The following is a 25,563-nucleotide window of genomic DNA, read 5'->3' as shown; positions in this document are numbered from 1 at the left end:
GCTGCTTCCTATGCCAGCCGCTCCGGCAGCCCCCGCGCCAACTGCCCGAACCCCAGCTCCGCGGCGCGCACCGCATCCGCCTCGACCGCGTCCACCGACTCCCCCGCCGCGATCCGCCGTCCGTTCTCCTGCGCCAGGATCCGCTGCACCGCCACGATCTGCCCGGCCGCGAGCCGCGCCTCGAACTCCGGCCCGCCGAGCGCAGCGGCCAGCGCCTTCTCCGACCGCTCCTGGTACCCGTACAGCCGGGCCACCAGCGCCGGCGTCCCGTACAGCAGCCGCTGGTAGGCGAGCACCGCCGGGTGATCGCACAGCCCCGTCACCGGGTCCCGCCGCTCAAGGCCCGCCAGGAAGTTCCGCCGCAGCGCGACCAGCGCGGTCTCCCCCCGCGCCCGCCCCGCCACGACCCGCGCCGCCTCGTCCTCGTGGTCGGCGAACCGGTGCAGCACCAGGTCCTCCTTCGCCGCGAAGTACCGGAACAGCGTCGGCTTCGACACCTCGGCGGCGGCCGCGACCTCGGCGACGGACACCTGGTCGTACCCCTTCTCCAGGAAGAGCCGGATGGCGGTCTCGGAGAGGGTCTCGCGGGTGCGCCGCTTCTTCAGCTCGCGCAGAGAAAGGGCTGATTCCGGGCTACTCATGCCAGCGAGCGTACGGTCAGGCGGCCTCGGCGCGCCGCCACCCCGGCTCCTGGGACGCGAGCGCCCACACGTCGTCGAGGTGCTTGACCCACAGGGCGATGGCCGGCTCGTCCCCCGGCCGTCGCCGCGGCCAGGCTCGCCGCGAGGCGGCAACCGCGCGCACACCTCAGACCGTCCGGCCGCCGCCACTCCAGTCAGGGGACGCGGCGAGCTGCCACAGCCCGTCGAAGTGGTTGATCCAGGTCTCCACGCTGTGTCCCGTCTGCAGGGGTTCCGACTGGTGAGCCACGAAGCTCAGCAAGGTGCTCGCACCCTCCGGGTCGTAGTAGTCCTTCTCCTGCCAATGCCGGGTCGACCGCACGTCATACAGCCCCTGCAGCACCGACTCGTCGTTGAGGATCACTACCTTGTCGCGAGGGAATCCACGGAAGACCTTGTACTCGCACGACACCGCACCCACGCTCCACCCGTGCCGCCTCAAGTTGTCGACCGACCCTTTGAGGATGCGGTCACTGTCCCCGCACCGGTCGATGAGCCGCTGCCGATAGGCCCGGTCATCGACGGGCGACCCGTCTTCACCCACCCGCGAGGGAACCACTACGGGATGGGTGAAATCCGGTACCAACAACCGGACCGTCACCGTCTCCACCCTCCCCCGGCTGTCCTGCAGACGACGAAGGCACTGATCGATGGTCGAGACGAGTGTCTCGCCCGTGTATCCGAGGAACCTGATCTCCACCTTCCGCGCCGAGAAGGCGACAATGATCCGTTCCTTGAGCGCATCGGACGTCACGGCCGCCCGAGGCGCCGGGCGCGCAGCCACTTTGGAGCTCAGATCCAGGATCGCGTCGTACAGCAGGAAGGCGATGAGACTGAGCAACGAGCCGCCCGCGAACGCACGATCTCCGATCCAGTCTCCGACGGGCTTGACGAAGCTCGCCACCAAACCGAACACGAAGATGCACACCAGGAGGACGCGCACGGCCAAGGGTCTGAACCGTTCATGGAACGGGCCTGCGCCCGCTCTGCCCGAACGCCGACCGATGCGCCCCCCGCCACGTGTCATGGACCCATGGTCACCACGTCGGCTCTGTTCATCAACCCCGTTCAAAAGACGGGGAGTTCAAACATTCATCCACTGCCGTCGAGCCACTGCTCAAGTGCTGTGCGGATCTCCCCCTCCTCGGGAACCGGGACGATACCCAAAGGCTTCGCCGCCTGGTCCAGCACATGTCGTGTCTTGCGCACGGCCTTGGTCAGCTCGTCGGCGCGAGCGGTCCCTACGTCCGGCGTGGCCTTGAGGTGCAAGGCCGCCCGAATGACATCGGTGAATACGGACTGGGCCCGCTTGAAGTCCAGAAGCCTGGACAGATCGCGCTCCGCTCCCCGCGAGCTTCCCGGAAGACCGCTCTCCACGGTCGCCGTCCACAGGTCGATGACCCTGCGTTCCTGCTCCTCCGGGTACCTCATCAGGTACAGATGAGTCGCCAAGTCGTAGAGCGGATCACCGAACATGGCCAACTCCCAGTCGATGACCCACAGTTCATTCCGCAGGTCGACGATCAGGTTCTCCCGGTGCAGATCCGCGTGGAGCAGACAGAACGGACGGGCCGCCATCCCGTCGCCCAGCGCGTACAACCGCCGGAAGGTCTCCTCTCCCACCCCGAGGGACGCGAAGAGGACACCGAACTCGTCCCGGTGAGACGCGTAGACGCCACGTTGGACGAAGGAGACCAGGCGTTGGAGGAACCGTTTGGTATCGCCTTCCCGCACCCGGTCCTCGGGCTTGCAGCCTGGCTTGAGGTACAGGTTCCACGGGCGGAGCAGCACCAGCTCGCCGAACAGCTCCATGATGTGACGGACATAGCGATCGGGCACGGGATCGTCCGCGGGACAGGAGGCGCCCAGCGTGTCCCCCTCGACGAAACGCTGCAACCTGACGTCACCCACGTTGATGAATCCCGGGATGCGCCGGACACGTGGGCCCACCGCGGCGATGACCTGCGCCTCCGAAGGGAAGCAGCGTCGATCGAACCAGAAGAGTCCGTCCCGCGGTTCCCTGCACTTCCAGCGGCCGCCGGCGCCCTCGGCGCCCGGAAGTGTCAGAGGAAAGACATACGTGTCATGGTGAAACCCCTTGAGCGGGCCCATGATCGCCTGTTCATCGGCGCTCAGCGCCAAGGCCTTCCGCATGCCTCGCGTGAACGCCGTGTGTGCCATCACTCGCTCTCCACAGGATCTTGGCCCAGCCGCACAGAGGGCAGAAACGTACTGCTCATCAACAACGCTCCGCAGCCGCTTGACGTCACCGCCGACCCGCAAGGGGGGACACTGGCCGAATGAGCGACTCAAACGGCACGTGCGTCCGGTCCGCCCTGAAGGCAATGCTCCAGGACGTCGACGGAGTGATCTTCGACTTCGACGGCCCCGTCTGCCTGCTCTTCCCCGACGGAACGGCTTCAGAGACCGCGGCCGTCAAAGCAGCGGTGTGGCGGAACCCGGAGCAGATCCCGCCCGCCCTCGTCAAGGTGGAAGACACGCACGACCTGCTCAAGGAAGTCGGTGGCGAATCCCCCGAGGTGAACGCCCAGGTGGCCGACCTGATCACCGCTTACGAGGACGCGGCGGTCTCCCATGTGCTCCCGACACCCCACATCCGCGAGGTGGTCGACCAACTCGCCGCGCGGGGGAAGCAGTTGTCGATCGCCAGTAACAACGCGCCGGGCCCCATCCTGCGCTTTCTCGAGCTCCACGACATGAGCCCCCTGTTCCAGGGGCGCGTGTGCGGACGGGATCCCCTCGACCTCCGCAGACTGAAGCCGGCCCCGGACAGCGTGCTGCGCGCGGTGGCGCAACTGGGGTTGCACGTCTCGGAATGCGCTCTCGTGGGAGACAAGGCAACCGATCTGCGGGCCGCTCAGGCCGCTGGAACCCGGTTCATCGGGTGCACGAACGACGCCGAGGAGAGGGACTTGATGATCGCGCAGGGCGCGGAGCTCGTGGTGGAAACGCTGGAGCCGCTGCTGCGTGCGGTACAGAGTCTTCCCGCGAGAACCTAGCCTCGTGCGGTGGCCGCTTTCCACCGCTGGAGCAAAGGCTCGATCGCGTCCACCTCCGGCACCCGGCCCAGCCGAAGCGGCTCGGCGGCAAGGGACAGAGCGCGGTGGACGTCGTACGCGGACGCTTCCAGGTCGCTCTGGGTGAACGTCTCGCCGAGCCTGCTCACGGCCCGGATCACGTCCGGGAAAACGGACTGCGCGTACTCGAAGTCGACGTAGTGCCGCAGGTCCTCCCCCAGGCCCGCGGTCGCTTCGGAGCGGACCCGTGTCATCGCCTCACGCCACCTCGCGACCACTTCGCATCGCTGCTCCGCCGGATAGTGCATCCGCACGAGGTGAACGGCCAGGTCGTGCAGCGGATCCCCGTACGTGGCCAGTTCCCAGTCCACGCACATGAGCGGTGGGGTGCCGTCGAAGGTGACGATGACGTTGTCCCGGTGCAGGTCGCCGTGGAGGAGACCGAACGGGCGCGAGCGCAGGGGCGGCGAGCTGCCGGCGTAGTCGGTCAGCGCCGTTCTCCTCACCCCCAAGGACGCGAACAGTGCGCCGAATTCAGCCCAGTTGGGCTTCAGGATCTGTGCGTCCGCCTGGTGTGCCAGGACGCGGAGGAACCCCCGGCTGTCCCCGTCACGCGGCCACCGGGCCGGCAGCACCGGGAGGCCGTCGACCGGTACACGTGCCATCTCCGCCAGCTGCCCGGCGAGTGCCTCGATGAGCAGCGACTCGACCGGCTTCCCGTTGTGGCAGACGACGGCGAGGGGGACGCCCACCATGTAGCTGTGGATCGCCACGCCCTCGCTCCGCGCCAGGCACTGAGGCACGTTCGGCAGCGAGCCGCCGATCGCGCCCAGGATCTCGTGCTCGTCCCGCCACGTCCTGATCACCACCGGCAGCACGTCGTCCCTGCGGTGCCGGACCATGACCCTGGAGTCGGTGGGGACCCGCAGGAAGCGGGCCTCCTCCGGGGAGACCCCCACCACGTGGTTGAGGTTGTGGTGTCCGCCCAGCCCCACGCCCGATGTCCGCGCACGCGCGACGATGCGGTTCAGCAAGTCGTCCCTGGCCGACGTGTCGACCTCGTCCGACCTACAGGCACTCGGGGCGTTGAATTCGCCCACAGGCCACTCCTGGATATACATGCATGCGGCCGTAAACAGGCCCACACAGTAGTGCCGCGTGAAAGGACTCACGACCGGAGTCCGTGACTGGTCCGTCTCGGCTCCCAAAAAAGCGCCCTTGGGGTCCGGCGTTCGAACCGGGCCCGATTCAGCGCGCCAGTTTCTCCCACACCGAGTCGAACCACGTCTGCCAGGACGCGAGGAAGACCGACCCGCGCGAGTCCGGGTGGCCCGGGTCCTTGGCGTAGTGAGTGAGCTTGGCGCCCAGCCCCAGGACGTCCAGCGCCCGTACCTCTTCGTCGTCCAGGACGATCGGCCGCTCGATGACCTCGTACGGGCCGTGCAGCGCCTGGGCGCCATTGATCAGGTAGAGCTTGAAAGCCGGGGTGAGGGCCACATGACGGATCTCCATCTCCGTGGACTCCACCAGCCCTTCGGCCTGGAGCTGACGCAGTTCCGTCCGTATCGACGCACTGTGGAGATGGCTGATGTCCAGCAGGCGCCCCTTCAAGCGGGCGGTCAGTGGGCCGTCCGGATCATCCACGGCCACCGGATACGGCAGATCGAGTGACTCCGCGGGCAGCAGCATCCGGATGCGGATGCTCTGCGGAGCCGTCAACCCGGACCTGATCCGCTCGATCTGCCCCTTCACCTGGGTGTCGAGCGACTCCGAGGTGAGGCTGTAGACGTCGAGCAGGACATCCGGTTCCGAGAACGCCTCGTCGAAGTACTCACGCAGTGACACCCGGCCCTCGACCGCCGCCTTCGCGGTGTACGCCTGGACCTGCTGCTCTCTGAGCACTCGCTGTACGACCCGGGTGCCGCTGCCCTGACGCGGATCGATCCAGCCCTCGGCCTTCAGCTGCTCCAAGGCCCTTTGAATGGTGTCCCTCGACACCGAGAACTCGTCGGCGAGCCTTCGCTGGGGCGGCAGGAGCGAGTCGGTCGGGTAGACACCGCCGGCTATGCGACTGCGCAACTCCTCGACGACACGGAAGACCTCTTTGCCGCCGCTGCCACCGCTCCGGCCCCTCGTCACAGGGGGAACGTACCTCCGTCAGCCCGACCGCATACCGAAGTCAGTCAACTTCCGTCTCCAGAAGCCGAGTTCCTCAGCGATCTCCGGTCCAGGGCGAGACCAATCGCAGCCAAACAGTCCCATTGGACCGCTCAGGCCCGACCCCGCGCCACGTGCTCCCAGATGCCGTCGAACATCGTCTGCTCCGCCTCCACGAACGCGGCCTCCGTCGCGCTCCTGGCCTTCGCGAAGACGAACATCGCCGTGTCGAAGCCCTCGACGTCGCAGAGCGGGACCGGGTTGGCGCCCTCGTAGTCCTCGACCTCGCGGAGGAAGCGTCCCGGGATGTAGTGGCCGATGAGCGCTTCCTGGCGGTTGAGGAGGTACACCTTCCGGGTCGGCGTGCCGCGCGTCTCGCGGAACTCGACCTGTACGTCGATCTCGCCCGCCCTGCGCAGCCCGGCGAGGTTGTGTTCCAGCACCGTGCGCTGCGCGCCCAGCTGGGCGCGGCTGCGGGCCCGTACGGCGTCGTCCAGGAAGGCGTCGTGGCCCCAGCCCTTCTCCGGCTGGGGGTAGTCGAGGTCCTGGCCCAGGCTGGGCAGCACCACCCGCACATGCACCGACTCCGGGCGGCTCGACCCGTCGTACACGCGGCGCAGCGGCTCGCCGAGTGCCAGCATCAGGGTCTCCGCCGTCAGGCAGACCGCGTCGACCTGTACGTGCGACTGCTCGAACGCCTCCACCAGGTGCGGGCCGAGGATGCTGCGCGCGGAGCGGGAGGTGGCCGACACCGTCTCCTTGGAGGCCGCCACCTGCGGCGGGCTCCCCTTGCTCACGTTGACCAACAGGCCGTCCGCCTGCAGCCGTTGCAGCGCCCCGCGCACCGCGCCGCGCTCGACCCCGAACTCCTCGGTCAGCGCCGCCTGCGTGGGCAGCCGGTCTCCCGCCTTGAGCACCCCGGACCTGATCCGCTCCCGCAGCACATCGGCGATCTCTTCGGAGGTGGCCCGGGGAACGAGACTGCCCTTTTCGCTCACTGCGACCCACTCCCGTCCCACAGTGCCAAGTCCCGTCAACTCTACGACAGTTGGCGACCAACTCCACCCGACTTACCGAGAGGGATGGCAGGGGTGCAGGTCACAGGGGTGGGATGACGTACCCGGAGTTGGCGGAACGCATCCGCGCTCGGCCCTCTTCACCCGCGCGCGATCTTCACCGGGGTGCGCCTTCTTCACCTGGCGGCCCGCAACGCCCCCAACACCGGTTCCAGCGAGCCCACCAGCACCCGGGCCCCCGCGTCCCGCAGCAGCCCCGCCTTGCGTTCATTACGCGCGTAGCCCAGGAACTCGACCCCGGCGGCGCGCGACGCGAGATAGTCCGTCGGGGTGTCCCCGATCATCAGCGCCGAGGCGGGCGCGGCCCCCATGGCGTTCAGCGCGCGGTGGAGGCAGTACGGGTCGGGCTTGAGGCGGGTCAGGTCCTGGGTGCGGCCGTAGACGTGCGGGTGGAAGCAGCCGGACAGGCCGCGGCCCTCCAGGTAACGTCTCGCCACTTCGGGCGAGTTGTTGGTGGTGATGGCGAGCCGCGCGCCCATCGCGGTCCAGGTGCGGATCAGCGGGTCCGCGTACGGGGTGGGCCAGGCCGTGGGGACGGCGCGCAGCTCCTCCGCGGTGAGACGTTTCTCCATCTCCACGACGAGGTCGCTGCGCGGGCGCTGCAGGCCCAGGCTGCGCAGCGCGCTGTGCGGGTCCGTGTCGACGCGCTCCTGTGCCGTCAGGGCCTCCCCGAGTCCCTGGGCGTCGAGCCAGTCCACCTGTTCCCGCGCGATCAGGTCGGCCGGACGGCCGGCGAACAGCCGGCAGATCGGCCCGTCGAAGTCGAAGAGCACGTACCGCGCCCTTCGCACCAGCCCGGTCAACTCCCCGTGCGGTTCTGTCTCTTCGGCAACAGAATCAGTCACGGCGTCAGTCTGCTTCACCACATCTGAAGTCACTAGGAGAGTGTCAGGTCGGAGGTGATGGTTGCCCAGAGCGCGTCGAACCATTTCTGCGACTCCTCCACGAACGCCCGGTCGCGGTGGCCCGCGCGCCTCTCGAAGGAGAAGAGCAGCGCCTGGGTGCCGGTGGCCGCGTACATCTCCAGTTTGGTGCCGCTGTCGATCTCCTCCTCCCGCTTGGTGACCATGTAGTACGAGAGGAGCGCCTCCTGCTCGTTGAGGAGGTAGAGCTTCACCGGGGGCGTGAACGGCAGGGCCCTGAAGGTCACCTGTACGTCGATGCCGTGCGAGGAGCGCAGCGAGCGGAGGTTGTGGCGCAGAACCTGGCCCTGCGCGTTGCGCGTGGCGAGCCAGCGCTGGTGGACCGCCTGCTGGTCCGTGCGCTCGCTGCCGTCGCCGCGGTCCGTGTGGTGGGTGCGGTGGGAGCTGACGGTGTGGTCCGGGGCCGGGACCGGGACCGGGAAGGCGAGGTCGATGTCGCGGCCGGGCAGCAGGATGCGGACGTCGATGTTCCCCGGGCGCATCCGGCCCTCGTGGATGAGGCGGAGCGGCTCGCCGAGGGCCATCATCAGGGTCTCGGAGGTCATGCAGACCGCGTCGATGCGCACCTTCGGCGCGTGGAACGCCTCGACCAGCCGGGGCGCGAGGGCGACCATCGTGGGCTGCGGCTCGTCGCGGGCCGGTCCCGCGGTGGCGATGCGCGGCGGACTGCCCTTGCTGCGGCTGCTCAACAGACCATCGGCTTCGAGGAGTTGAAGCGCCTGGCGGATCGTGCCGCGCTCCACGCCGAACTCCTCGGCGAGCGCCGCCTGGGTGGGCAGCCGCTCACCCGGCCTGAGCTCGCCCGACCGGATGCGTCGGCGCAGGTCGTCGGCGATCTCCGGCGCGCCCTTCCGTCGGCTGCCGTTCAGTGTCACGTCCGCCGCGCCGGCCGTCTCCACCATGTCCGCCATGTCTGCCACGCTCTCCCGGGTCACAACCAAACGGTACAACTTCCCTTGATTTGGCGGGAGTTGTTGGAACCTTGTTTATCTCGTACGACCAAGCGGGGACAACTATCTTGTAGTTGGCGGTCAGTTGGTGCGAGGTGGCACTCGCTGGCGGGCACGGAGACCAACTGACACAGGGCACTCGCCCGAAGCACCACCCGAAGCCGATGAAGGAGGAACCGTCATGCCCTTCCTGAGCCTCCTCTCCGCGGCCTTCGTGATCACCTTCGAGCAGCTCGTCCAGTGGCACTACGGGCCGGCCGGCATAGCGGGACTGCTCCTGCTGGCCATCGGCGTGAAGGCCAGGAACGCCACCTGCAGCTCCATCGGCGGCGTACTGCTCGCGATCATGGTGGCCGGCCCCGCGCTCCACTGATCATCACTGATCATCCCCCTGGGAACCGGACCTGACACCGCTTCACGCACCCAGTGTCAGGTCCGAACTGATCGTGTTCCACAGGCTGTTGAACCACAGGTGGGACTGCTCGACGAAGGTGGTGTCGCGCAGTCCCGCTCTCTGGTCGAACGCGAACAGCATCTGCTGCACCCCCTCCGCGTCGTACACGTCGACCCGCTCGTGGTCGATCTGCGTCCCCCGCAGGCTCAGCGTGTAGTACGCGAACAGCGCCTCGGTGTTGTTGAGCAGATAGAGCTTGACCGGGGGCGTGAACGGCAGCGCCCGGAACGCGACCTGCACGTCGATGCCGTGCGTGGCGCGCAGGGCCAGCAGGTTGTGCCGGAGGACCTGGCCCTGCGCGTTGCGCTGCGCGAGCCAGTTGCGCCGCAGTCGGCCGCCCACCGCCGCCCCCGCCGCGGCCTCCAGTGCGGCGGCCGGCGCCGGGAACGCGAGATCGATGTCCCGGCTGGGCATCAGCACCCGGACCCGGACCTTGGCCGGTTTCATACGGCCCGCGTGGATGTGCCGCAGCGGTTCCCCCATCGCCAGGGTGAGGGACACCGACGTCAGGCACAGGGCGTCGATCTCCACGTCGGGCTGGGCGAAGGCGGCCGCGATCCGCGGTCCGAGCCCCACCATCGTCGGCTGCGGAGGCGCACCGGGGCCGTTGAACGCCGGCTGGGTGTTCTCCGCGACGGTGGCCGGGCTGCCCTTGGAAACGTTGGCCAACAGGTGCTCGGCCTGCAGAATGCGCAGCGCCTGCCGCACCGCGGATCGCTCCACCCCGAATTCGTCCGCCAACTGAGCCTGCGTAGGCATCCGTTGGCCAGGACGCAGAAGCCCGGACCGGATCCGGGCACGCAGCTCGTCGGCCACTTCGCGGTACGTCCACTGCGCCCGCTGCGGCCCTGGCCGTCCATTGACGGCGGCATGCTCCACGCTCACATTCCAACGCTACAACTTCCCGCCATCTTCGGGGAGTTGAAAGAAAGGTGGTTATGAGTCGCGCTTCAGCGGAGATAAGAGTCAGTGAGTTGGTGACCAACTTGAGCGACATGGTCGGACAACCTCGGGGGTTGGCGTCGACCACACCGGTTGGTCTACGTCACCGAAAGGTCGGGCGAGTTGGTCACCACTCTCAACCCAAGGGGGTAGGAGCATGCCGGTCTTCGCCATTCTCGTCGCCGCGCTGGCCATCGGATTCGAGCAGCTCATCCAGTGGAAGTACGGGCCGATGGGGATCATCGCCTTCATCGTGCTCTCGGTCGGCCTGAAGGCCAAGAACACCGTGATCAGCGGCATCGGAGCGGTCGTCCTCGTGATGCTGCTCGCCCAGAGCGGCTGACCGGGCTCCCTTCCGGAGGGGAGCCGGGAGCCCGGTCGGTCTCGGACCACCCGCACAGTTCAGAACACGTCGGGGCACCACGGTCGCCGCGACGTACGGAACAGGGCGTCGGCAACGGCGGCGGCGCCCGCCTCTTCCTCCACCACCCGGCCCAGGGCGGCGAGGCGCACCGCGGAGCCGCCGCCCAGCCACAGCGCCCCCAGTTCACCGATACCCAGGGTGAGTTGGGGAGCCGCGGCGCTCGGCGCGCAGACCGCGCCGCCGGGCGCCGCCGCCAACGAGAACCGTCCCCCGGCGAGCCCGTCCGCGTCGTGCACCTCGATGACGAGCTCGCCGCTCGCCTCGTACGACCGCGCCTCAAGGGCCCGTACGACGTCGAGGATCCGCACCCACAGGAAGTCGGCCCGCGACACGACGTGGGCGGCGCGCGGATCGGGCAGGAAGTCCGGGAGCAGGTCGTCGGTCGCGCGCAGGCCCGTCTTCACGGTCGTGACCCAGTCGACCGAGCAGACGTAGTGCCACAGGGCGCGCTCGGCGGCCGGGGTGAGCCCGAACAGGTTCAGCACCTGGGCGGTGCACACCGGCTGCACGGCGTCGTTGAACCGGGCGTCGACCCGGTAGGACACCAGCCCCTCCACCTCGCCCCGGTCATTGCGGTACAGGGCGTGGAAGGGCTCCTGCCACGGCTCCTCGGGGGTCGGGAGCAGTCCGGTGTTCAGCTGCCACCAGTAGTCGTCGCGCGACACCACGCCCGCGATCCGCCCGCGCACCCCGTCGTGCAGCGCGGGCCCGACCCGGCGCACCTCCTCGGCGTCGGCGAGATCGACCCGGCCGCCGTCGTCGGGCGCCGCCCGGCGCACGTCGAGGCCGGACCGCGGTACGTCGATCTCCCAGCGGATCGTGTGGGTCGCGGGCCCGAAGCCGTACCGCCCGTAGATGGGGTACTCGGCGGCGTTCAGGGTGGCGGCCACGTCGCCGCGCTCCTTCGCCTCGGCGAGGTCGGCGGCCATCATGCGGTTGAGCAGGCCGCGGCGGCGGTGGGTGGGGCTGACCGTGACGTTCGAGATCGCGTCGGCGGGGACGACGCCGCCGCCGGGCAGGCTCAACTCCTGCGCGAACGAACGGAACGTCGCCACCTGGCGGGTGCCGGCCCCTTCCCCCGTCGGGGCGAAGGCGGCGCGGACCCGGGTCAGGTCGAAGTGCGGGCGGCGCCGGGCGACGTCCTCGTCGGAGACGGTCGGGGGGCGCAGGAATCCGGTGTTCAGGGCGCGGCACCACGCGGGGAATTCGTCCTCGGTGATGTGCCGTACGTCGATGTCGCTCATGGGACCACGCTAGGCGGGCCCCCTTGGGGGTGTCCCGCGGATTGTTCGCCGGCTGCGCGCCGCTGGGGCTTCTCGCGCCCGGCGGCCGAGCGGCTGATGGACACAGCCCCGCGCCCCTGAAGCATGCGCTGCGCGCAGCTTCCCCTGGGGCGAGCGGAGCTCGCCTTCAGGGGCGCGGGGAACCGCGCGAAGCAGGACCACCGGCCCGCGGCCGCCCACGCAACAGGAACCGGGCAGACGTACAGGCGAAAGGGGCGCGGGGAACCGCGCACCCCGGCCACGACGAGACCCGCACCCCGAGGCGGAGCCGAGCTCACCCCCCGAGCAGATCGTCGACCTGGGCCTCGCCCTCCCGGTACCGCCGCGCGATCTCCGCGCTGCAGTCGTCCGCGACGCGCTGCAGGACCTGGCGGCGCCGGGAGACCTGCTGCTCGTACCGGACGAGCCGCCCCATCGCCGCGTGCAGCTCGTCGTCCGTGCGGGCCCCCAGATCCGACAGTTCGACCTCGGAGAGCATCTCCGAGGCCAGCCGCCGGAACTCCTCGCTGCGCGGAGTGCCGAGCGTGACGTGCCGGGCCGACGAGCGGTAGCGCGTGGGCTGGTCCCGCAGGATCTCCGAGAGCCGGTCCACGACCGGGGACTCCGGATCGCGGCGCCGGGCCAACTCGGCCCGCAGGATGTCGATCCGCCCCTGCAACAGCCGCCGCACGTAACTGAGATCGGCTTCGTCCTGCTGGGCGTCGCGGCGCTGCGTGCGCAGTTCGGGCAGGCGCAGGGCCGCGATGTCGGGCGCGGGGGCGGGCGGCAGCTCGGGGCTGTCGGTGCGCTGGGCGGGCGGCCGGGCCACCCGCGTCAGCGAGACGCGAACGCGCTCCCCGGGCAGCCCCGTACTCGATGTGTGGCTCATGGCATGGGCATCCATGGTCTGCTTACCGTCCCCTCGACCGGACCGCCGCGATACACCCGTGGCGCATCACGTGTGAGCATGGTGCCACTCCCCGTGGCCACTTCGTGACCGAGTGCCCCATATCGGCCCCGGATGGGGGGTTCGGAAACGCGCCACGGCGGGCACGGCATGATGGCCGTATGCGAGCAGTGGTACAGCGGGTGGACGGCGCGAGCGTCGTGGTGGACGAAGAAGTGGTGGGCGAGATCAAGGGCGAGGGCCTGTGCGTCCTCGTCGGCGTCACGCACGAGGACAGCAGGGAGAAGGCGGCCCAACTGGCCCGCAAACTCTGGTCGGTGCGGATGCTCGCCGACGAGAAGTCGTGCAGTGACATCGACGCCCCGCTGCTCGTCATCAGCCAGTTCACGCTCTACGGCGACGCCCGCAAGGGCCGCCGCCCCACGTGGAACGCGGCCGCGCCCGGCGATGTCGCCGAGCCGCTGGTCGACGAGGTCGTGGCCCAGCTGCGGGCGCTCGGCGCGACCGTGGCGACGGGCCGGTTCGGGGCGCAGATGCGGGTGTCCCTGACGAACGACGGCCCGTTCACGGTCCTGCTGGAGATGTGAGCCCCGCAGGGCGCACGCGAGCTACGGCTCGACGACCACTTCCTGCGCCGCCGCCGTGTCCTCGGCCATGAGCGGTGCGTCGAGCGGCACGTTCCGCTTGACCAGGGCGAGGGCGATCGGGCCGAGCTCGTGGTGGCGTACGGACGTCGTCACGAAACCGATCTTGCGGCCGTCCGGGCCGTCCGCCGCGAGCCGCACCTCGGCGCCCTGCGGCGGCAGGTGCACCTCGCTGCCGTCCAGGTGCAGGAAGACCAGGCGCCGCGGCGGCTTGCCCAGGTTCTGGACGCGGGCGACGGTCTCCTGGCCCCGGTAGCACCCCTTCTGCAGGTGCACCGCCGTGCCGATCCAGCCGAGCTCGTGCGGGATGGTGCGGTGGTCGGTCTCGAAGCCGAGCCGCGGCCGGTGCTGCTCGACCCGCAGCGCCTCGTAGGCGAGCAGGCCGACCGCCGGGCCGTTGGCGGCCGCGTACGACTCCAGGGTGTCGCGCGGCAGGAACAGGTCACGGCCGTACGCCGTCTCGCGCACCGCCACCCCGTCCGGCACCGGCGCGATGGATCCGGCCGGCAGGTGCACGACGGCGAACTCGGCCGTCCGGTCCGCGGCCTCGACCCGGTAGAAGAACTTCATGGACTCCAGGTACGCGAGAAGCGCCTCCTGCGTACCGGGCTCGACGTGGAGCCACGTCGTCGCGCCGTCGTCGACGAGGTACAGCGCGTGCTCGATGTGTCCGTTGGCGGACAGGATCAGCGCCTCCGTGGCCCGGCCGGCCGGAAGGTCGCTGACGTGCTGGGTGAGCAGCAGGTGCAGCCAGCTCAGCCGGTCGTCACCGGTGACGGTGAGCACCCCGCGGTGCGAGAGGTCGACGATGCCGGACCCGTCGGCGAGGGAACGCTGTTCGCGGAACAGGTCGCCGTAGTGCGCGGCGACGCCTTCGTCCACGCCCTCGCCGGGGACGGCGCCGGGCAGGGTCAGCAGGGGGCTGCTCGGTGAAAGTCGCTGCATGTTCACACACACTACGACGACGGGCCGGAGCCGCTTATTCCTGAGCCCGTTCCCCGGAGGAAGAAGCCGCGCAGTTCTCGCACCGGCCGAAGATCGCGAAGTGCTTGAGGTCGGTGTCGAAGCCGAACTCGGCGCGGAGCTTCGCCGTGAACTCCTTGGCGACGTCGACGTCGGCCTCGATGACGTTCGTACAGTCGCGGCACACCATGTGGATGTGGTGGTGGCGGTCGGCGAGGTGGTACGTGGGCGCCCCGTGGCCGAGGTGCGCGTGCGAGACGAGCCCGAGCTCCTCCAGGAGCTCCAGGGTCCGGTACACGGTGGAGATGTTGACCCCCGACGCCGTCCTGCGCACTTCGCTCAGGATGTCGTCGGGGGTCGCGTGCTCAAGGGTGTCGACGGCTTCGAGGACAAGCTGGCGCTGCGGCGTCAGCCGGTAGCCGCGCTGCCTCAGGTCGCTCTTCCAGTCGGTGCTCACCACACCCACGAGTCTAGGACCACTTGGAAAAAGCGATGACTACTTGAAGAAGGCGATGCCGTCGTCGGGCATGTCCGGGAGGTTGCGCGCCATCTCGGCGACGTCCTCCGGGGAGACGACCTTCTTGAGCTGGGCCGACATGTAGGGGCGCAGCGGAACCTCGGGGGTCTGCTTCTCGCCGACCCACATCAGGTCGCTCTTCACGTAGCCGTACAGGCGCTTGCCACCGCTGTAGGGCCCGGAGGCCGCGGTGCGCGCGACGGCGTCCGTCGCCAGGTCGATCTGCGGCTTCTTGTCGGCCAGCTCGCCGTACCAGACCTCGACGACACCGTCGTCGCGGACCATGACGACCTCGACCTTGCGGTCCTTGCCGACGCGCCAGAAGCCGGACTCGGACTCCAGCGGCTTGACCTTGTTGCCGTCGGCGTCGAGGACCCAGGTGTGGGAGTGGTACTCGAGGAAGTCCCGCCCGTCGTGGGTGAAGGAGACCTCCTGGCCGAAGTTGGCCTTCTCGGCGCCCGGGAAGTCGGTGACGCCCGCGCCTGCCCAGTTGCCCAGGAGGAAGGCGAGCGGAACGAGGTCGGGGTGCAGGTCCGACGGGATCTGGATCATGGGGTGCTCAATCAGGTCGGGTAGGTCAGCGCTGGCCCTGGTACAGCTTCTTCACGGTCAGACCGGCGAAGGCGAGGACGCCGACGCAGACCAGAACGAGCAGAGCGGAGAAGAAAGCCTCAAGCACGGGTGCTCCTCGGTGAGCGCAACTTTGCGGATACGTGGTTACAGAGCCGGGCCCCACTGTAGTCGTGCGGGGCCCGGCCCACTCGGCGAGGTCAGCCGAGCAGCTGGTTCTGCAGTGCCACGGTCTGCCGGAAGGGGATCGTGGGGCCGTGTCCGTCGTCCGACTGGACGACCAGGGCGAGGACGTCACCGGCCTCGATGTACGCGTACCGGACGCGCTCCTTGCCGTAGGGCTTCTGCTCGGCGTAGGCGAAGAGCGTCGTGTAGCGCACCGCCTTGCCGCCGCCCTGGAAGGTGTTGAAGTCCTGGTCGAACTTCTCGACGCCCCTGGGGATCGCCAGGTTGGTGTCCAGCTGGGCGCGGTAGTCGCGGGTGAACGCTCCCGTGGTGAACCGCAGCAGGTAGACCCGGGTGCGCGTGCCGTCGGGCATGGTCCAGCCGCGGGCCGCGATGTGCCGCAGGCCGCCGTCCTTCAGGGTCTGCGCGAGATCGCGGCGCTTCTCCTTCCCGTACTCCGAGAGGTACGCGGACGTGGACAGCCAGCCGTCCTTCCCTGCGAGCTCCTTGTCCTCCTTGGCGCCCTGGGGTGCGGGCAGGACCAGTTTCCGCAGGTCGGCGAAGTGCTCCTCGCGGGCGTTGCCCTCGGCGAACGGGGCCGGGGCACCCTTGGGCAGCGGCGGCTTCTCGATCCGCGGGTACGGCCAGCGGCCGTCGCTCTCGGTCGCGAGGCCCGGCAGGTCGCCGCGCTTCTGCTCGGTGACGCCGTACGTGACCCCGGCGCCGACGGCCGCGAACACGACGACGGCGGCGGTCCAGCGCAGGACGGCCCGCAGCACGCGGCGGTCCTTGGGGGCGGCCGGGGCGACCGCGGGCGCGTAGTCGGGCAGCGGCGGCAGGGCGACGACCCCGGGTTCCTGGGGCTGGTACGTCTGGTCCGTCAGCGGTGCCGCCTCTTGCCGTCCAGTTCGTCCCACCAGTCGTCGGACTTCGGGTCCCCCGAAGGGTCGTCCCACCAGCGGTCCTCGGGGCCGCGCCGGTTGGCGACGATGGCGGCGACGGGCGGGATGACCATGGCCACGACGCACATGCCGACGGCGACGGGAACGGACCAGAGCCGCACGACGCCCCACGCCAGGACGAAGAGGGCGATGCAGACGCCCATCATGGCGAAGTACAGGTGCTTCCGCCGCGCGTACATGTCTCCAGCGTAAGCCCGGCGGGCCCGCCGAAGCGGGTCCGGAAAAGCGGCTCGGGACAAGCCGAAGGACCGCACCCCGACCAGTGGCGTCCAACCCCCGGGGGTGCGGCCCTTCAGCCGTCACGAGTGATCGCTCAGACGGCGATCGCGACCTCCGCGAGCCCGCCCGTCCGGGCGACGACCGTGCGGTCCGCCGTGCCGCCCGGGACCAGCGCGCGCACGGTCCAGGTGCCCTCGGCCGCGTAGAAGCGGAACTGGCCCGTGGCCGAGGTCGGGACCTCGGCGGTGAACTCACCGGTCGAGTCGAGCAGACGGACGTAGCCCGTCACCGGCTCGCCGTCGCGGGTGACCTGACCCTGGATGGTGGTCTCACCGGGCTTGATCGTCGAGGCGTCGGGGCCGCCGGCCTTCGCTCCACACATGCTGAACTCCTAGAAGTTGAAGGTCGGTTGGGGGTTACTTGTTGGCGCCGAGCTCGATCGGCACGCCGACCAGCGAGCCGTACTCGGTCCACGAGCCGTCGTAGTTCTTGACGTTCTCGACACCGAGCAGCTCGTGCAGCACGAACCAGGTGAGCGCGGAACGCTCACCGATGCGGCAGTACGCGATGGAGTCCTTGGCCAGGTCGACCTGCTCCTCGGCGTAGAGCGCCTTGAGGTCGTCGTCCGACTTGAAGGTGCCGTCGTCGTTGGCGTTCTTCGACCACGGGATGTTGCGCGCGGACGGGACGTGGCCCGGACGCTGCGACTGCTCCTGCGGGAGGTGGGCCGGGGCGAGCAGCTTGCCGGAGAACTCGTCGGGCGAGCGCACGTCGACCAGGTTCTGCGAGCCGATCGCGTTCACGACGTCGTCGCGGAAGGCGCGGATCGAGGTGTCCTGGGCCTTGGCCTTGTACTGGGTGGCCGGACGGTTCGGGACCTGCGCGCCGTCGACCAGGTCGCGGGAGTCGAGCTCCCACTTCTTGCGGCCGCCGTCGAGGAGCTTCACGTCGCTGTGGCCGTAGAGCTTGAAGTACCAGTACGCGTAGGAGGCGAACCAGTTGTTGTTGCCGCCGTAGAGGACGACGGTCGTGTCGTTGCCGATGCCCTTCTTCGACAGCAGCTCCTCGAAGCCGGCCTGGTCGATGAAGTCACGGCGGACCGGGTCCTGGAGGTCCTTGGTCCAGTCGATGCGGATCGCGTTCTTGATGTGGTTCTTGTCGTACGCGGACGTGTCTTCGTCCACCTCGACGATGGCCACGTTGTCGTTGTCGAGGTTGGCCTCGACCCAGTCGGCGTCGACCAGGACGTCGCTGCGGCTCATGCTGTTTCCTCCGGGGCAGTTGCGGCAGGCATGCGGAACGGGTGTGTGCGGATGCGCACGGTGGCCCCGAGTCGTTCGTCTCGCCTCGAGGGGCCGGGGAAAGCGGGAGTCGACCGAGGGACGGCCTGCCCGCTCAGAAGGTGCGACAGAGCATGGCGGCGACGCGGCACAGGTCTACTGCCCGCCGCTTCGTGAGGTCCGCCTGTCGCTTCATGCCACCGATCGTAAGGACGCATCGGCGGCCGTGTCACCGACGTGTCGAATAATGAGACGAGATCGCCCACAATGTGGGATGGAGCGCCCCGCGGAGCCGCTGCCGCCGGGCCGGGGACCCGCTGTGGCTCCGCTCACTCCTGCTGTGCGGACAGCTCCGTCTCGAACTGCGGACGGCCCGTCGTGATGTCCCTACCCGACGAGGCGCAGGTCCGAACCCGTCACCGTGATCTCCATGCCGTCCTCGGCCGCCTGCACCTTGTCGAGCTTGATGCCCGCGGGGAGGTTGTCGATCGCCTGCCGGAAGTCGGTGACCGCCCGGATCGGGCCCTCGGCCAGGTCGATCGAGCCCACCGCCGGCAGGCTGTCGGCGCGGGCGGTGACCTTGCCGTCGGCGACCTTCACGGTGCTGAGGACGGTGGGCCGCACCGTGCCGAGGGGCGTCTTCACCTCGACGGTGATCTTGACCTTGTCGCCGCCGCCGTACGCGAGGCCGGCGAGCTTCGCCGTCACACCGGGCGCCACCTGCGCCGGGGCCTGCTCCTGGACGGCCTTGAGGAGCTCGGCGTAGGAGATGCGGGCGGTGCCGGTGGCCGAGCCGGCGGTCGCGGAGCTGTAGCCGCTGTCGAACTTCACGCCGTGCATCTCGGCGCTCAGGTCCGCGATGCGGATGCTGTCGCCGTCGCTCTTCGCGTCGTAGTCCTTGATGCCGATCGTCACGTCGTCGAGGGTGCCGTCGGCGACCTGGGTCAGGAACGGGAAGCCGTTGATGGACACCGACGGGGTGCTCGTCAGCCCCTCGCTCGTGCGGATCCGGTCGGCCGCCTCGTCCTCGGCGAAGTTCACCGCGACCCGGTCGGCGATCACGAACAGGCCGCCGAGCACGACGACGAGGATCAGCAGTATTCGCAGTGCGCGCATGCCCGGAGGGTACGCGGACGACCTGTAATTCCGGTGTGCGGTGGTGAGTTGTCACGAAGTTGTCGATACGCGCCCCGGATCAGAGAGCGGTCACCGCGGCCGCTGCGGCGATCGCCATCCCGGCCGCGCCGAGCACGATCGCGGTCACCTGCCGCGCCTTGGGGACTGTGGTGCCGCGCAAGCGCCACAGCACGGCGGCGCCGTACGCGACGGCCGCGAAACCCGCCGGCGGCAGCAGCGGCACCAGAAGGAAGCCGCCGAAGAAGAAGCCGGGACCGGCGCAGCACCAGCCGAACACCGAGACGAGGCCGAACCGCAGGGCCCACACGTCCCAGGGGTGCGGCTCGCCGGGTCTGTCACCCTCCCGTCCACCGGCCTCCTCGTCAGGCAAACGCGCGCCCCAGCACGTAGATCACCGGCGCGGCGGCCGTGAGCGGCAGCGCGACGCCCGCCGTCATGTGCACGAACCGCGACGGGTAGTCGTACGAGGCGACCCGGTGCCCGATCAGCGCGGCGGCAGCGGCAGCGGCGCCCAGCAGGGCACCGTCCGAGCCCAGGTCGGTCATGCCGCCCACGGCGATCCCGGCACCGACCCCGGCCAGCAGCGCCACCACGACGGACACGGCCGTCGGCAGCGGCAGCGCCCGCGCCACGACCGCGACGGCCACGGCGATCGCGCCCACCGTCACGGCGTCCGGCTCGGCCGCCAGCTGTCCGGTCGCCATGATCGCGAGCGCCGCCGAGACCACGGTCGCCATCAGGCCGTACATCCGCTCGTCCGGCGACGCGTGCGAGCGCAGCTGCAGGACCAGGGTGAGCAGGACCCAGACGCCGAGCGTGCCGAGGATCGCGGCGGGCGCGTGCTCCCGGCCCGCCGCGAGCAGCGCGATGTCCGCGACCACGCCGCCCAGGAAGGCGAGCGCGATGCCCTGCCGGGCGGGCCACATGCCGTTGAGCCGGAACCAGCCCGCGGCGGTGACCGCCTGCAGCAGAAGGAGCGGTACGAGGAGTGCGTACGAGCCGACGGCCGCGCCGCCCGCGAGGAGCAGTCCGAGCACGGCGGTCAGGCCCGCCGGCTGGATACCCGGTTCGATGATCGGCGAGCGGCCCTCGGCGCGGGCCCGCTGGGCGTCGGTGACGCGGGTGTTGCCGGTGGTGGTGGCCCGGCCGTACGACGGCTCGGCGCTCCCCGCGGCGGGCGCGGGCTCGGGCGCCGGAGCGGGCTCGGGCTGCTTCTCGGGCTCGGGCTGCGGCGCGTAGGACCACTCCTGCTGCGGGGGCAGCGGCTGGGCGGCACCGGCCTGCGGCTCGTACCCCTGCGGCTCGTACCCCTGCTGCTGGTACTCAGGCTGCTGGTACTCAGGCTGTCGATGCCCCTGTTGCCGGTACTCCTGCTGCTCGTACCCCTGCTGCTCGTACCCCTGCGGCGGCAGATACGGCTCCTGCTGCGGCGCGGCCTGCAGCTGGGTGTCCCAGGTCTGTCCCTGCCACTGCTGGGTGGCATCGGCCTCGTAGGGGGGCGCGGGCTGCGGGTACTGCTGCCGCCCGTACTGGTCGTACTGCTGCTGGTCGTGCTGCTGTCGCCCGTACTGGTCGTACGGATACTGCTCGTTGCTCATCGGGGTCACCCTCCTGCGAACGGCGGGAGCACCTCGACCGTGCCGCCCTCGGCCAGCCGTACCGTCTCATGGCCGCGCGTCCCGACGGGGTTCCCGTCGACGAGGAACGAACAGCGCCGCAGCACCCCGACCAGTTCCCCGGGGTGTCGCTCGCGCGCCGCCGCCAGGGCCGTACCCAGGTCGTCGGCGTCGTACGGTTCCTCCGCCACACCGGCGGCCGACTTGGCCGCCGCCCAGTAGCGGATGGTGCCGTGTGCCATGCGGCGCCCCTTTCCACGGGTCTCAGGTTCCGAACGGTTCGGCCGGCGTCCTATTGTGCGGCACCCCGCGCCCACTCCCCGATCCGCGCGAGCAGTGCGTCGCCGGCCGCGTGCTCCGCGTGTCCCATCCCGTCCTCCAGCCACAGCTCGGCGCCGGCCCCCTGCGCGGAGGCCGCCTCCGCCAGCATCCGCGGATGGTCGACGGGAAAGTACGGGTCGCGGTCGCCGTGCACGATCAGCAGCGGCGTCGGCGCGATCAGCGGCACCGACTCGACCGGCGAGAGCGGGATCGGGTCCCAGTCGTGCGGGTGGATACGGGTACCCAGACCGAGCCGGCCGACCATCCGGCCCGTCGGCCGCGTCACGACCCAGTGCAGCCGCCGCATCGGGGCGGTCCCCCGGTAGAACCACCGGGCCGGAGCACTCACGGCGACGACGGCGTCCGTGCGCGCTTCCGTGCGCCCCCTGTGCAACGCCGCGTGCCGAAGCACCACCGAACCACCCATCGAAAACCCGACCGTCACCACACGGGCGTAACCGAGCGAACGGGCCCACTCGACGGCCGCGGCGAGATCGAGCACCTCGCGGTCACCCACCGTGGACCGCCCGCCGGACCGCCCGTGCCCGCGGAACGAGAACGTGACCACGCCCGCGTACTGCGCGAACACCGAGGCCGCACGCCGCACGTGGGGCCGCTCCAGATCGCCGGTGAAGCCGTGCGCGAGCACGATCACGAGGTCGCCGCCGGGACTGTTTCCGGGCTCGTGGGCGGCGTCGATGAAGACTCCGTCCTGTGTCCTGAGCGTCACACGCAGCGTTCGTTCAGTGATCGGCCGCACAGAAGATCCACGTCTTTCATCTGCCGGACCCCTACTCATGTGGGCTATTCTGCTGGGCGAAGGACTCGGGCAATGCAGCCCCCGGGTCCTTTTGTGCTTTCAGGAGCGTTGTATACGACCTCACTCCCGGTGGCGCAGGGCCCAGGGCGCGGGCCCGCCACAGCAGTACCAGCACCACGAAGCAGTGCCGCAAACGTCCTCGCAGGGACCGAGGAGGAACCAGACGTTATGGGCGAGCGAACCGTGCACGAACGTAGGACGACCCAGGCAGGTGGGGCGCGATGAGTTCATTGCTGCTCCTGACGAATGCCCTTCAGCCGTCGACGGAGGTGCTCCCCGCTCTCGGCCTGCTCCTGCACAACGTGCGAGTGGCCCCGGCGGAGGGCCCCGCTCTCGTCGACACCCCCGGCGCCGACGTGATCCTGATCGACGGCCGCCGCGACCTCCCGCAGGTCCGCAGCCTCTGTCAGCTGCTCCGCTCCACCGGACCCGGCTGTCCGCTGGTCCTCGTCGTGACGGAGGGCGGCCTCGCCGCCGTCACCGCCGACTGGGGCATCGACGACGTGCTCCTCGACACCGCGGGACCCGCCGAGGTCGAGGCACGCCTGCGGCTGGCCATGGGCCGCCAGCAGATCGTCGCCGACGACTCCCCCATGGAGATCCGCAACGGCGACCTGTCGGTCGACGAGGCGACGTACAGCGCGAAGCTCAAGGGCCGGGTCCTCGACCTGACCTTCAAGGAGTTCGAGCTCCTGAAGTACCTGGCGCAGCACCCGGGCCGCGTCTTCACGCGCGCCCAGTTGCTCCAGGAGGTCTGGGGCTACGACTACTTCGGCGGCACCCGGACCGTGGACGTGCACGTACGACGACTGCGCGCCAAGCTCGGCCCCGAGCACGAGTCGCTGATCGGCACCGTGCGCAACGTGGGCTACCGCTTCGTCACCCCGGAGAAGCCGGAGAAGGGCGAGAAGAACGCGGACAAGAACGGCACCGGGAACGACAAGACGGAAGCCGCTTCCGCCACCAACACGGGCGAAGCGGACAGCCCGGCGGGCGTGCGCGCCGGAGCCGTCACAGCCGACTCATAGCGGGCTGCTTTACGCCCTGCCCACAGGGTGGTCCATCCGCGTAGACTCCGCGCGTGGCCAAGGTGACTCGGGACGACGTTGCGCGACTGGCGGGTACTTCGACCGCCGTCGTGTCCTACGTGATCAACAACGGACCCCGGCCGGTCGCCCCGGCCACGCGCGAACGCGTACAGGCGGCGATCAAGGAGCTGGGGTACCGGCCCGACCGGGTCGCCCAGGCCATGGCGTCGCGGCGGACCGACCTCATAGGCATGATCGTGCCGGACGCGCGCCAGCCGTTCTTCGCGGAGATGGCGCACGCGGTGGAACAGGCCGCGTCCGAGCGCGGAAAGATGGTCCTCGTCGGCAACTCCGACTACGTCGGCGACCGCGAGGTCCACTACCTGCGCGCGTTCCTCGGCATGCGGGTCTCCGGACTCATCCTCGTCAGCCACGGCTTCAACGATCTGGCCGCGGCCGAGATCGAGGCGTGGGACGCCCGGGTGGTGCTGCTGCACGAGCGCCCGGAGGCGATCGACGACGTCGCCGTCGTCACGGACGACATCGGCGGCGCCCAGCTCGCCACCCGCCACCTCCTGGAGCACGGGAACGCGTACGTGGCGTGCCTCGGCGGCACCGCCGAGACCCCGTCGGTCGGCGACCCGGTCTCCGACCACGTCGAGGGCTGGCGGCGCGCGATGCAGGAGGCGGGCCTCCCGACCGAGGGGCGGCTCTTCGAGGCGCCGTACAACCGCTACGACGCGTACCAGGTGGCCCTGGAGCTGCTCGCCGGGCCGCACCGCCCGCCGGCCATCTTCTGCTCCACCGACGACCAGGCCATCGGTGTGCTGCGGGCCGCGCGCGAGCTGCGCATTGAGGTGCCCGGCGAGCTGGCCGTGGCCGGGTTCGACGACGTGAAGGAGGCGGGGCTCACCGATCCCCCGCTCACCACGGTCGCCTCGGACCGCTCGGCGATGGCGCGGGCCGCGGTGGATCTCGTCCTGGACGACTCACTGCGGGTCGCCGGATCCCGACGCGAGCGCCTGAAGCTGTTCCCGTCGCGGCTGGTCGTACGTCAGTCGTGCGGCTGCGCTTAGGGCTCCGCCCGGGGCGCGTGTTCGGCTGACGGCCGGTGGGGGCTGGTCGCGCAGTTCCCCGCGCCCCTGAAGGCATGCGCTGCGCGCAGCCTTCCCCTGGATGCCGCAGGCATCTCAGGGGCGTGGGGCACTCCACCCGTCTTTATTTCGGGCAAACAGGGTTCTGCCGGGACTCTCAGGGCACACTCAGGCAGCTCTCATGTACGCGGCACACGCTTACTGACATGACCGAGAGCTTCCGCCGCGACGGCGAGTACCCGCAGGGCCAGGCGCAGTCCCCGTACTCCGAGAGCCCGCAGCAGAACCCCGCACCGTCCACCCCGGTGGACAGCGCGTGGCCGCCCCCGCCCGCCCACCAGCCGGCCGAGCCGGTCAGCGTCGCACCGGGTACCACGGTGTGGCCGGGCGGTGACGGTGCGGGCGGCGGCGGCGAGCCGACCACCCCGTTCGCGGCCTACTCCGCGGAGCCGGGCGGCGGCGCCCTCGCCGTGGCCGAACCGCAGGCCCCCGCGAAGAAGCGGAAGCGGATGCGCGGCCCGATGGGGCTGCTCGCGGCCGTGGCCGTCGCGGCGGCGGCCGTCGGCGGCGGCACCGCGTACGCCTTCCAGGAGCTGACCGGATCGAACACCACGGCGTCCTCCTCGACCAGCACCAACGTCGTGCCGAGCAGCAAGAGGGGCACCGTCGCCGGTGTCGCCGAGGCGGTCAGCCCGTCGATCGTCGAGATCAACGCGACGCTGAGCAGCGGCTCCTCGACCGGCTCGGGCGTCATCATCACCGACGACGGCGAGATCCTCACCAACAACCACGTCATCTCCGGCGCCTCGTCCATCAAGGTGCGCACGAGCGACGGCAAGTCGTACACCGCCGACGTCGTGGGCACGGACGCCAAGAAGGACCTGGCGCTGATCAAGCTCCAGAACGCCTCGGGTCTGAAGGCCGCCACCCTCGGCGACTCCGACGGCGTGGGCGTCGGCGACGAGGTCGTCGCCATCGGTTCCCCCGAGGGCCTGACCGGCACCGTCACCAGCGGCATCGTCTCCGCGCTCGACCGTGACGTCACCGTCTCCACGGACGAGGGCCAGCAGGAGCAGCAACAGCAGGGCGGCAGCGGCGGCCAGCAGTGGCCGTTCGAGTTCGGCGGCCAGGAGTTCAACGGCGACACCGGCTCGTCCACGACGACGTACAAGGCCCTGCAGACCGACGCGTCCCTCAACCCGGGCAACTCCGGCGGCGCCCTCATCGACATGAACGGCAACATCATCGGCATCAACTCCGCGATGTACTCAGCCAGTTCGGACTCGTCCTCCTCCTCGTCGAGCGCGGGCAGCGTCGGCCTCGGCTTCGCCATCCCGATCAACACCGTGAAGGCGGACCTCGACACGCTCCGCGCCGGAGGCTCCGGCAACTGACCCCCAGCCCAGGGAGAACC

General features: G+C 70.0%; 32 protein-coding genes. 7 read left to right on the top strand and 25 right to left on the bottom strand.

The genetic code is table 11. The annotated features are described in order from the left end of the window. Positions 1-8 precede the first annotated feature (8 nt). The 4 genes from B072_RS0100365 to B072_RS0100350 form a co-directional block, all read right to left on the bottom strand. Entirely contained in the window at positions 9-641 is a 633-nt protein-coding gene (locus tag B072_RS0100365; RefSeq protein WP_018527940.1) for a TetR/AcrR family transcriptional regulator, read from the bottom strand. 16 nt (positions 642-657) lie between these two features. Beyond that, entirely contained in the window at positions 658-804 is a 147-nt protein-coding gene (locus B072_RS47975; RefSeq protein WP_018527939.1) for a hypothetical protein, read from the bottom strand. 3 nt (positions 805-807) lie between these two features. Beyond that, positions 808-1,623: a hypothetical protein gene (locus B072_RS42100; RefSeq protein WP_018527938.1), complete on the bottom strand. Its 816-nt coding sequence runs from the start codon at positions 1,621-1,623 to the stop codon at positions 808-810. 149 nt (positions 1,624-1,772) lie between these two features. Then, the gene (locus B072_RS0100350) at positions 1,773-2,822 is read right to left on the bottom strand and encodes a phosphotransferase (RefSeq protein ID WP_234018769.1); all 1,050 of its coding nucleotides are present in this window, start codon (positions 2,820-2,822) and stop codon (positions 1,773-1,775) included. Between the two features lie 224 nt (positions 2,823-3,046). Here B072_RS0100350 and B072_RS42095 point away from each other — a divergent pair, with 224 nt between their 5' ends. Continuing rightward, a complete protein-coding gene (locus B072_RS42095) occupies positions 3,047-3,700 on the top strand; it encodes an HAD family hydrolase (RefSeq protein ID WP_158689122.1) in 654 nt (217 codons plus the stop codon). Here the strand turns inward: B072_RS42095 and B072_RS42090 are convergent. From B072_RS42090 to B072_RS0100320, 5 genes are all read right to left on the bottom strand, one after another. Continuing rightward, positions 3,697-4,818 carry an aminoglycoside phosphotransferase family protein gene (locus tag B072_RS42090; RefSeq protein WP_018527935.1) on the bottom strand — a complete coding sequence of 374 codons (1,122 nt, stop codon included), beginning with the start codon at positions 4,816-4,818 and terminating at the stop codon, positions 3,697-3,699. The genes B072_RS42095 and B072_RS42090 overlap by 4 nt on opposite strands. A gap of 148 nt (positions 4,819-4,966) precedes the next feature. Then, positions 4,967-5,857, bottom strand: a complete 891-nt coding sequence (locus B072_RS0100335; protein WP_026245305.1) for a GntR family transcriptional regulator — start codon at positions 5,855-5,857, stop codon at positions 4,967-4,969. 131 nt (positions 5,858-5,988) lie between these two features. Beyond that, positions 5,989-6,873, bottom strand: coding sequence for a GntR family transcriptional regulator (locus tag B072_RS0100330; protein ID WP_018527933.1), 885 nt, complete (start codon positions 6,871-6,873; stop codon positions 5,989-5,991). A gap of 194 nt (positions 6,874-7,067) precedes the next feature. Beyond that, positions 7,068-7,880: an HAD family hydrolase gene (locus B072_RS0100325; protein WP_078506232.1), complete on the bottom strand. Its 813-nt coding sequence runs from the start codon at positions 7,878-7,880 to the stop codon at positions 7,068-7,070. Next, on the bottom strand, positions 7,829-8,785 hold the full coding sequence (locus B072_RS0100320; RefSeq protein ID WP_018527931.1) for a winged helix-turn-helix domain-containing protein: 957 nt from the start codon (positions 8,783-8,785) through the stop codon (positions 7,829-7,831). The genes B072_RS0100325 and B072_RS0100320 overlap by 52 nt, the downstream gene beginning before the upstream one ends. Before the next feature lie 220 nt (positions 8,786-9,005). Here B072_RS0100320 and B072_RS0100315 point away from each other — a divergent pair, with 220 nt between their 5' ends. Next, positions 9,006-9,197, top strand: a complete 192-nt coding sequence (locus B072_RS0100315) for a hypothetical protein (RefSeq protein ID WP_018527930.1) — start codon at positions 9,006-9,008, stop codon at positions 9,195-9,197. A 42-nt stretch (positions 9,198-9,239) separates the two neighbouring features. On the opposite strand, the gene B072_RS0100310 is transcribed toward B072_RS0100315, so the two are convergent. Continuing rightward, positions 9,240-10,163 (bottom strand): winged helix-turn-helix domain-containing protein, encoded by a 924-nt coding sequence (locus tag B072_RS0100310; protein ID WP_078506231.1) that lies wholly within the window; start codon positions 10,161-10,163, stop codon positions 9,240-9,242. Positions 10,164-10,377: 214 nt separating this feature from the next. Here B072_RS0100310 and B072_RS0100305 point away from each other — a divergent pair, with 214 nt between their 5' ends. Then, a complete protein-coding gene (locus B072_RS0100305) occupies positions 10,378-10,563 on the top strand; it encodes a hypothetical protein (RefSeq protein WP_018527928.1) in 186 nt (61 codons plus the stop codon). 59 nt (positions 10,564-10,622) lie between these two features. On the opposite strand, the gene B072_RS0100300 is transcribed toward B072_RS0100305, so the two are convergent. Then, positions 10,623-11,888: a GNAT family N-acetyltransferase gene (locus B072_RS0100300; protein WP_018527927.1), complete on the bottom strand. Its 1,266-nt coding sequence runs from the start codon at positions 11,886-11,888 to the stop codon at positions 10,623-10,625. Between the two features lie 313 nt (positions 11,889-12,201). Next, on the bottom strand, positions 12,202-12,795 hold the full coding sequence (locus B072_RS0100295; protein ID WP_202539322.1) for an ABC transporter substrate-binding protein: 594 nt from the start codon (positions 12,793-12,795) through the stop codon (positions 12,202-12,204). Positions 12,796-12,974: 179 nt separating this feature from the next. Here B072_RS0100295 and dtd point away from each other — a divergent pair, with 179 nt between their 5' ends. After that, positions 12,975-13,400, top strand: a complete 426-nt coding sequence (gene dtd / locus B072_RS0100290; protein ID WP_026245301.1) for a D-aminoacyl-tRNA deacylase — start codon at positions 12,975-12,977, stop codon at positions 13,398-13,400. A 21-nt stretch (positions 13,401-13,421) separates the two neighbouring features. Here the strand turns inward: dtd and B072_RS0100285 are convergent, their stop codons facing one another. The 13 genes from B072_RS0100285 to B072_RS0100225 all read right to left on the bottom strand — a co-directional run bounded on the left by B072_RS0100285 (position 13,422) and on the right by B072_RS0100225 (position 22,006). After that, on the bottom strand, positions 13,422-14,402 hold the full coding sequence (locus tag B072_RS0100285; protein WP_043243137.1) for a YgfZ/GcvT domain-containing protein: 981 nt from the start codon (positions 14,400-14,402) through the stop codon (positions 13,422-13,424). A 34-nt stretch (positions 14,403-14,436) separates the two neighbouring features. Further along, positions 14,437-14,880 (bottom strand): Fur family transcriptional regulator, encoded by a 444-nt coding sequence (locus B072_RS0100280; RefSeq protein ID WP_026245300.1) that lies wholly within the window; start codon positions 14,878-14,880, stop codon positions 14,437-14,439. Between the two features lie 36 nt (positions 14,881-14,916). Continuing rightward, complete coding sequence (locus B072_RS0100275) at positions 14,917-15,489, bottom strand: FABP family protein (protein WP_018527922.1); 573 nt, start codon at positions 15,487-15,489, stop codon at positions 14,917-14,919. 218 nt (positions 15,490-15,707) lie between these two features. Then, positions 15,708-16,589 (bottom strand): hypothetical protein, encoded by an 882-nt coding sequence (locus B072_RS0100265; RefSeq protein ID WP_018527921.1) that lies wholly within the window; start codon positions 16,587-16,589, stop codon positions 15,708-15,710. Further along, positions 16,553-16,873 carry a DUF3099 domain-containing protein gene (locus B072_RS0100260; RefSeq protein ID WP_267880611.1) on the bottom strand — a complete coding sequence of 107 codons (321 nt, stop codon included), beginning with the start codon at positions 16,871-16,873 and terminating at the stop codon, positions 16,553-16,555. Before B072_RS0100260 ends, B072_RS0100265 begins: the two co-directional genes overlap by 37 nt. A gap of 74 nt (positions 16,874-16,947) precedes the next feature. Then, positions 16,948-17,235 carry a DUF1416 domain-containing protein gene (locus B072_RS0100255; protein WP_018527919.1) on the bottom strand — a complete coding sequence of 96 codons (288 nt, stop codon included), beginning with the start codon at positions 17,233-17,235 and terminating at the stop codon, positions 16,948-16,950. A 34-nt stretch (positions 17,236-17,269) separates the two neighbouring features. Next, positions 17,270-18,115, bottom strand: coding sequence for a sulfurtransferase (locus B072_RS0100250; protein WP_018527918.1), 846 nt, complete (start codon positions 18,113-18,115; stop codon positions 17,270-17,272). 133 nt (positions 18,116-18,248) lie between these two features. Next, positions 18,249-18,329, bottom strand: coding sequence for a putative leader peptide (locus B072_RS49900; protein WP_350310325.1), 81 nt, complete (start codon positions 18,327-18,329; stop codon positions 18,249-18,251). A gap of 191 nt (positions 18,330-18,520) precedes the next feature. Next, complete coding sequence (locus B072_RS0100245) at positions 18,521-19,249, bottom strand: DUF2993 domain-containing protein (protein WP_018527917.1); 729 nt, start codon at positions 19,247-19,249, stop codon at positions 18,521-18,523. A gap of 79 nt (positions 19,250-19,328) precedes the next feature. Continuing rightward, entirely contained in the window at positions 19,329-19,640 is a 312-nt protein-coding gene (locus tag B072_RS0100240; RefSeq protein ID WP_158689121.1) for a hypothetical protein, read from the bottom strand. Beyond that, a complete protein-coding gene (locus B072_RS0100235; RefSeq protein ID WP_018527915.1) occupies positions 19,633-20,868 on the bottom strand; it encodes a hypothetical protein in 1,236 nt (411 codons plus the stop codon). The genes B072_RS0100240 and B072_RS0100235 overlap by 8 nt, the downstream gene beginning before the upstream one ends. Before the next feature lie 5 nt (positions 20,869-20,873). Next, positions 20,874-21,128 (bottom strand): MoaD/ThiS family protein, encoded by a 255-nt coding sequence (locus B072_RS0100230; protein ID WP_018527914.1) that lies wholly within the window; start codon positions 21,126-21,128, stop codon positions 20,874-20,876. Between the two features lie 50 nt (positions 21,129-21,178). Further along, on the bottom strand, positions 21,179-22,006 hold the full coding sequence (locus B072_RS0100225) for an alpha/beta fold hydrolase (protein ID WP_026245298.1): 828 nt from the start codon (positions 22,004-22,006) through the stop codon (positions 21,179-21,181). A 242-nt stretch (positions 22,007-22,248) separates the two neighbouring features. Here B072_RS0100225 and B072_RS0100220 point away from each other — a divergent pair, with 242 nt between their 5' ends. The 3 genes from B072_RS0100220 (at position 22,249) to B072_RS0100210 (ending at position 25,543) form a co-directional block, all read left to right on the top strand. Continuing rightward, complete coding sequence (locus B072_RS0100220) at positions 22,249-23,055, top strand: response regulator transcription factor (RefSeq protein WP_026245297.1); 807 nt, start codon at positions 22,249-22,251, stop codon at positions 23,053-23,055. Positions 23,056-23,108: 53 nt separating this feature from the next. Continuing rightward, on the top strand, positions 23,109-24,131 hold the full coding sequence (locus B072_RS0100215; protein ID WP_026245296.1) for a LacI family DNA-binding transcriptional regulator: 1,023 nt from the start codon (positions 23,109-23,111) through the stop codon (positions 24,129-24,131). 224 nt (positions 24,132-24,355) lie between these two features. Further along, a complete protein-coding gene (locus B072_RS0100210; protein WP_018527910.1) occupies positions 24,356-25,543 on the top strand; it encodes a S1C family serine protease in 1,188 nt (395 codons plus the stop codon). Positions 25,544-25,563: the final 20 nt, after the last annotated feature.

Origin of the sequence: Streptomyces sp. HmicA12, assembly GCF_000373565.1 — a bacterium.
Taxonomy (GTDB): Bacteria; Actinomycetota; Actinomycetes; order Streptomycetales; family Streptomycetaceae; genus Streptomyces.
This window is presented reverse-complemented; position numbering and strand designations above follow the sequence as displayed.

Bases quoted from the DNA above. Each gene is read 5' to 3' on its own strand.
- B072_RS0100210 (WP_018527910.1), top strand. From the start codon at position 24,356: ATGACCGAGAGCTTCCGCCGCGACGGCGAGTACCCGCAGGGCCAGGCG.
- B072_RS0100235 (WP_018527915.1), bottom strand. From the start codon at position 20,868: ATGAGCAACGAGCAGTATCCGTACGACCAGTACGGGCGACAGCAGCAC.
- B072_RS0100320 (WP_018527931.1), bottom strand. From the start codon at position 8,785: ATGGCGGACATGGTGGAGACGGCCGGCGCGGCGGACGTGACACTGAAC.
- B072_RS0100295 (WP_202539322.1), bottom strand. From the start codon at position 12,795: ATGAGCCACACATCGAGTACGGGGCTGCCCGGGGAGCGCGTTCGCGTC.
- dtd (WP_026245301.1), top strand. From the start codon at position 12,975: ATGCGAGCAGTGGTACAGCGGGTGGACGGCGCGAGCGTCGTGGTGGAC.
- B072_RS0100245 (WP_018527917.1), bottom strand. From the start codon at position 19,249: ATGCGCGCACTGCGAATACTGCTGATCCTCGTCGTCGTGCTCGGCGGC.
- B072_RS0100255 (WP_018527919.1), bottom strand. From the start codon at position 17,235: ATGTGTGGAGCGAAGGCCGGCGGCCCCGACGCCTCGACGATCAAGCCC.
- B072_RS0100250 (WP_018527918.1), bottom strand. From the start codon at position 18,115: ATGAGCCGCAGCGACGTCCTGGTCGACGCCGACTGGGTCGAGGCCAAC.
- B072_RS0100220 (WP_026245297.1), top strand. From the start codon at position 22,249: ATGAGTTCATTGCTGCTCCTGACGAATGCCCTTCAGCCGTCGACGGAG.
- B072_RS49900 (WP_350310325.1), bottom strand. From the start codon at position 18,329: ATGAAGCGACAGGCGGACCTCACGAAGCGGCGGGCAGTAGACCTGTGC.
- B072_RS0100285 (WP_043243137.1), bottom strand. From the start codon at position 14,402: ATGCAGCGACTTTCACCGAGCAGCCCCCTGCTGACCCTGCCCGGCGCC.
- B072_RS0100315 (WP_018527930.1), top strand. From the start codon at position 9,006: ATGCCCTTCCTGAGCCTCCTCTCCGCGGCCTTCGTGATCACCTTCGAG.
- B072_RS0100230 (WP_018527914.1), bottom strand. From the start codon at position 21,128: ATGGCACACGGCACCATCCGCTACTGGGCGGCGGCCAAGTCGGCCGCC.
- B072_RS0100275 (WP_018527922.1), bottom strand. From the start codon at position 15,489: ATGATCCAGATCCCGTCGGACCTGCACCCCGACCTCGTTCCGCTCGCC.
- B072_RS0100300 (WP_018527927.1), bottom strand. From the start codon at position 11,888: ATGAGCGACATCGACGTACGGCACATCACCGAGGACGAATTCCCCGCG.
- B072_RS0100325 (WP_078506232.1), bottom strand. From the start codon at position 7,880: ATGGTTCGACGCGCTCTGGGCAACCATCACCTCCGACCTGACACTCTC.
- B072_RS0100225 (WP_026245298.1), bottom strand. From the start codon at position 22,006: ATGAGTAGGGGTCCGGCAGATGAAAGACGTGGATCTTCTGTGCGGCCG.
- B072_RS0100365 (WP_018527940.1), bottom strand. From the start codon at position 641: ATGAGTAGCCCGGAATCAGCCCTTTCTCTGCGCGAGCTGAAGAAGCGG.
- B072_RS0100305 (WP_018527928.1), top strand. From the start codon at position 10,378: ATGCCGGTCTTCGCCATTCTCGTCGCCGCGCTGGCCATCGGATTCGAG.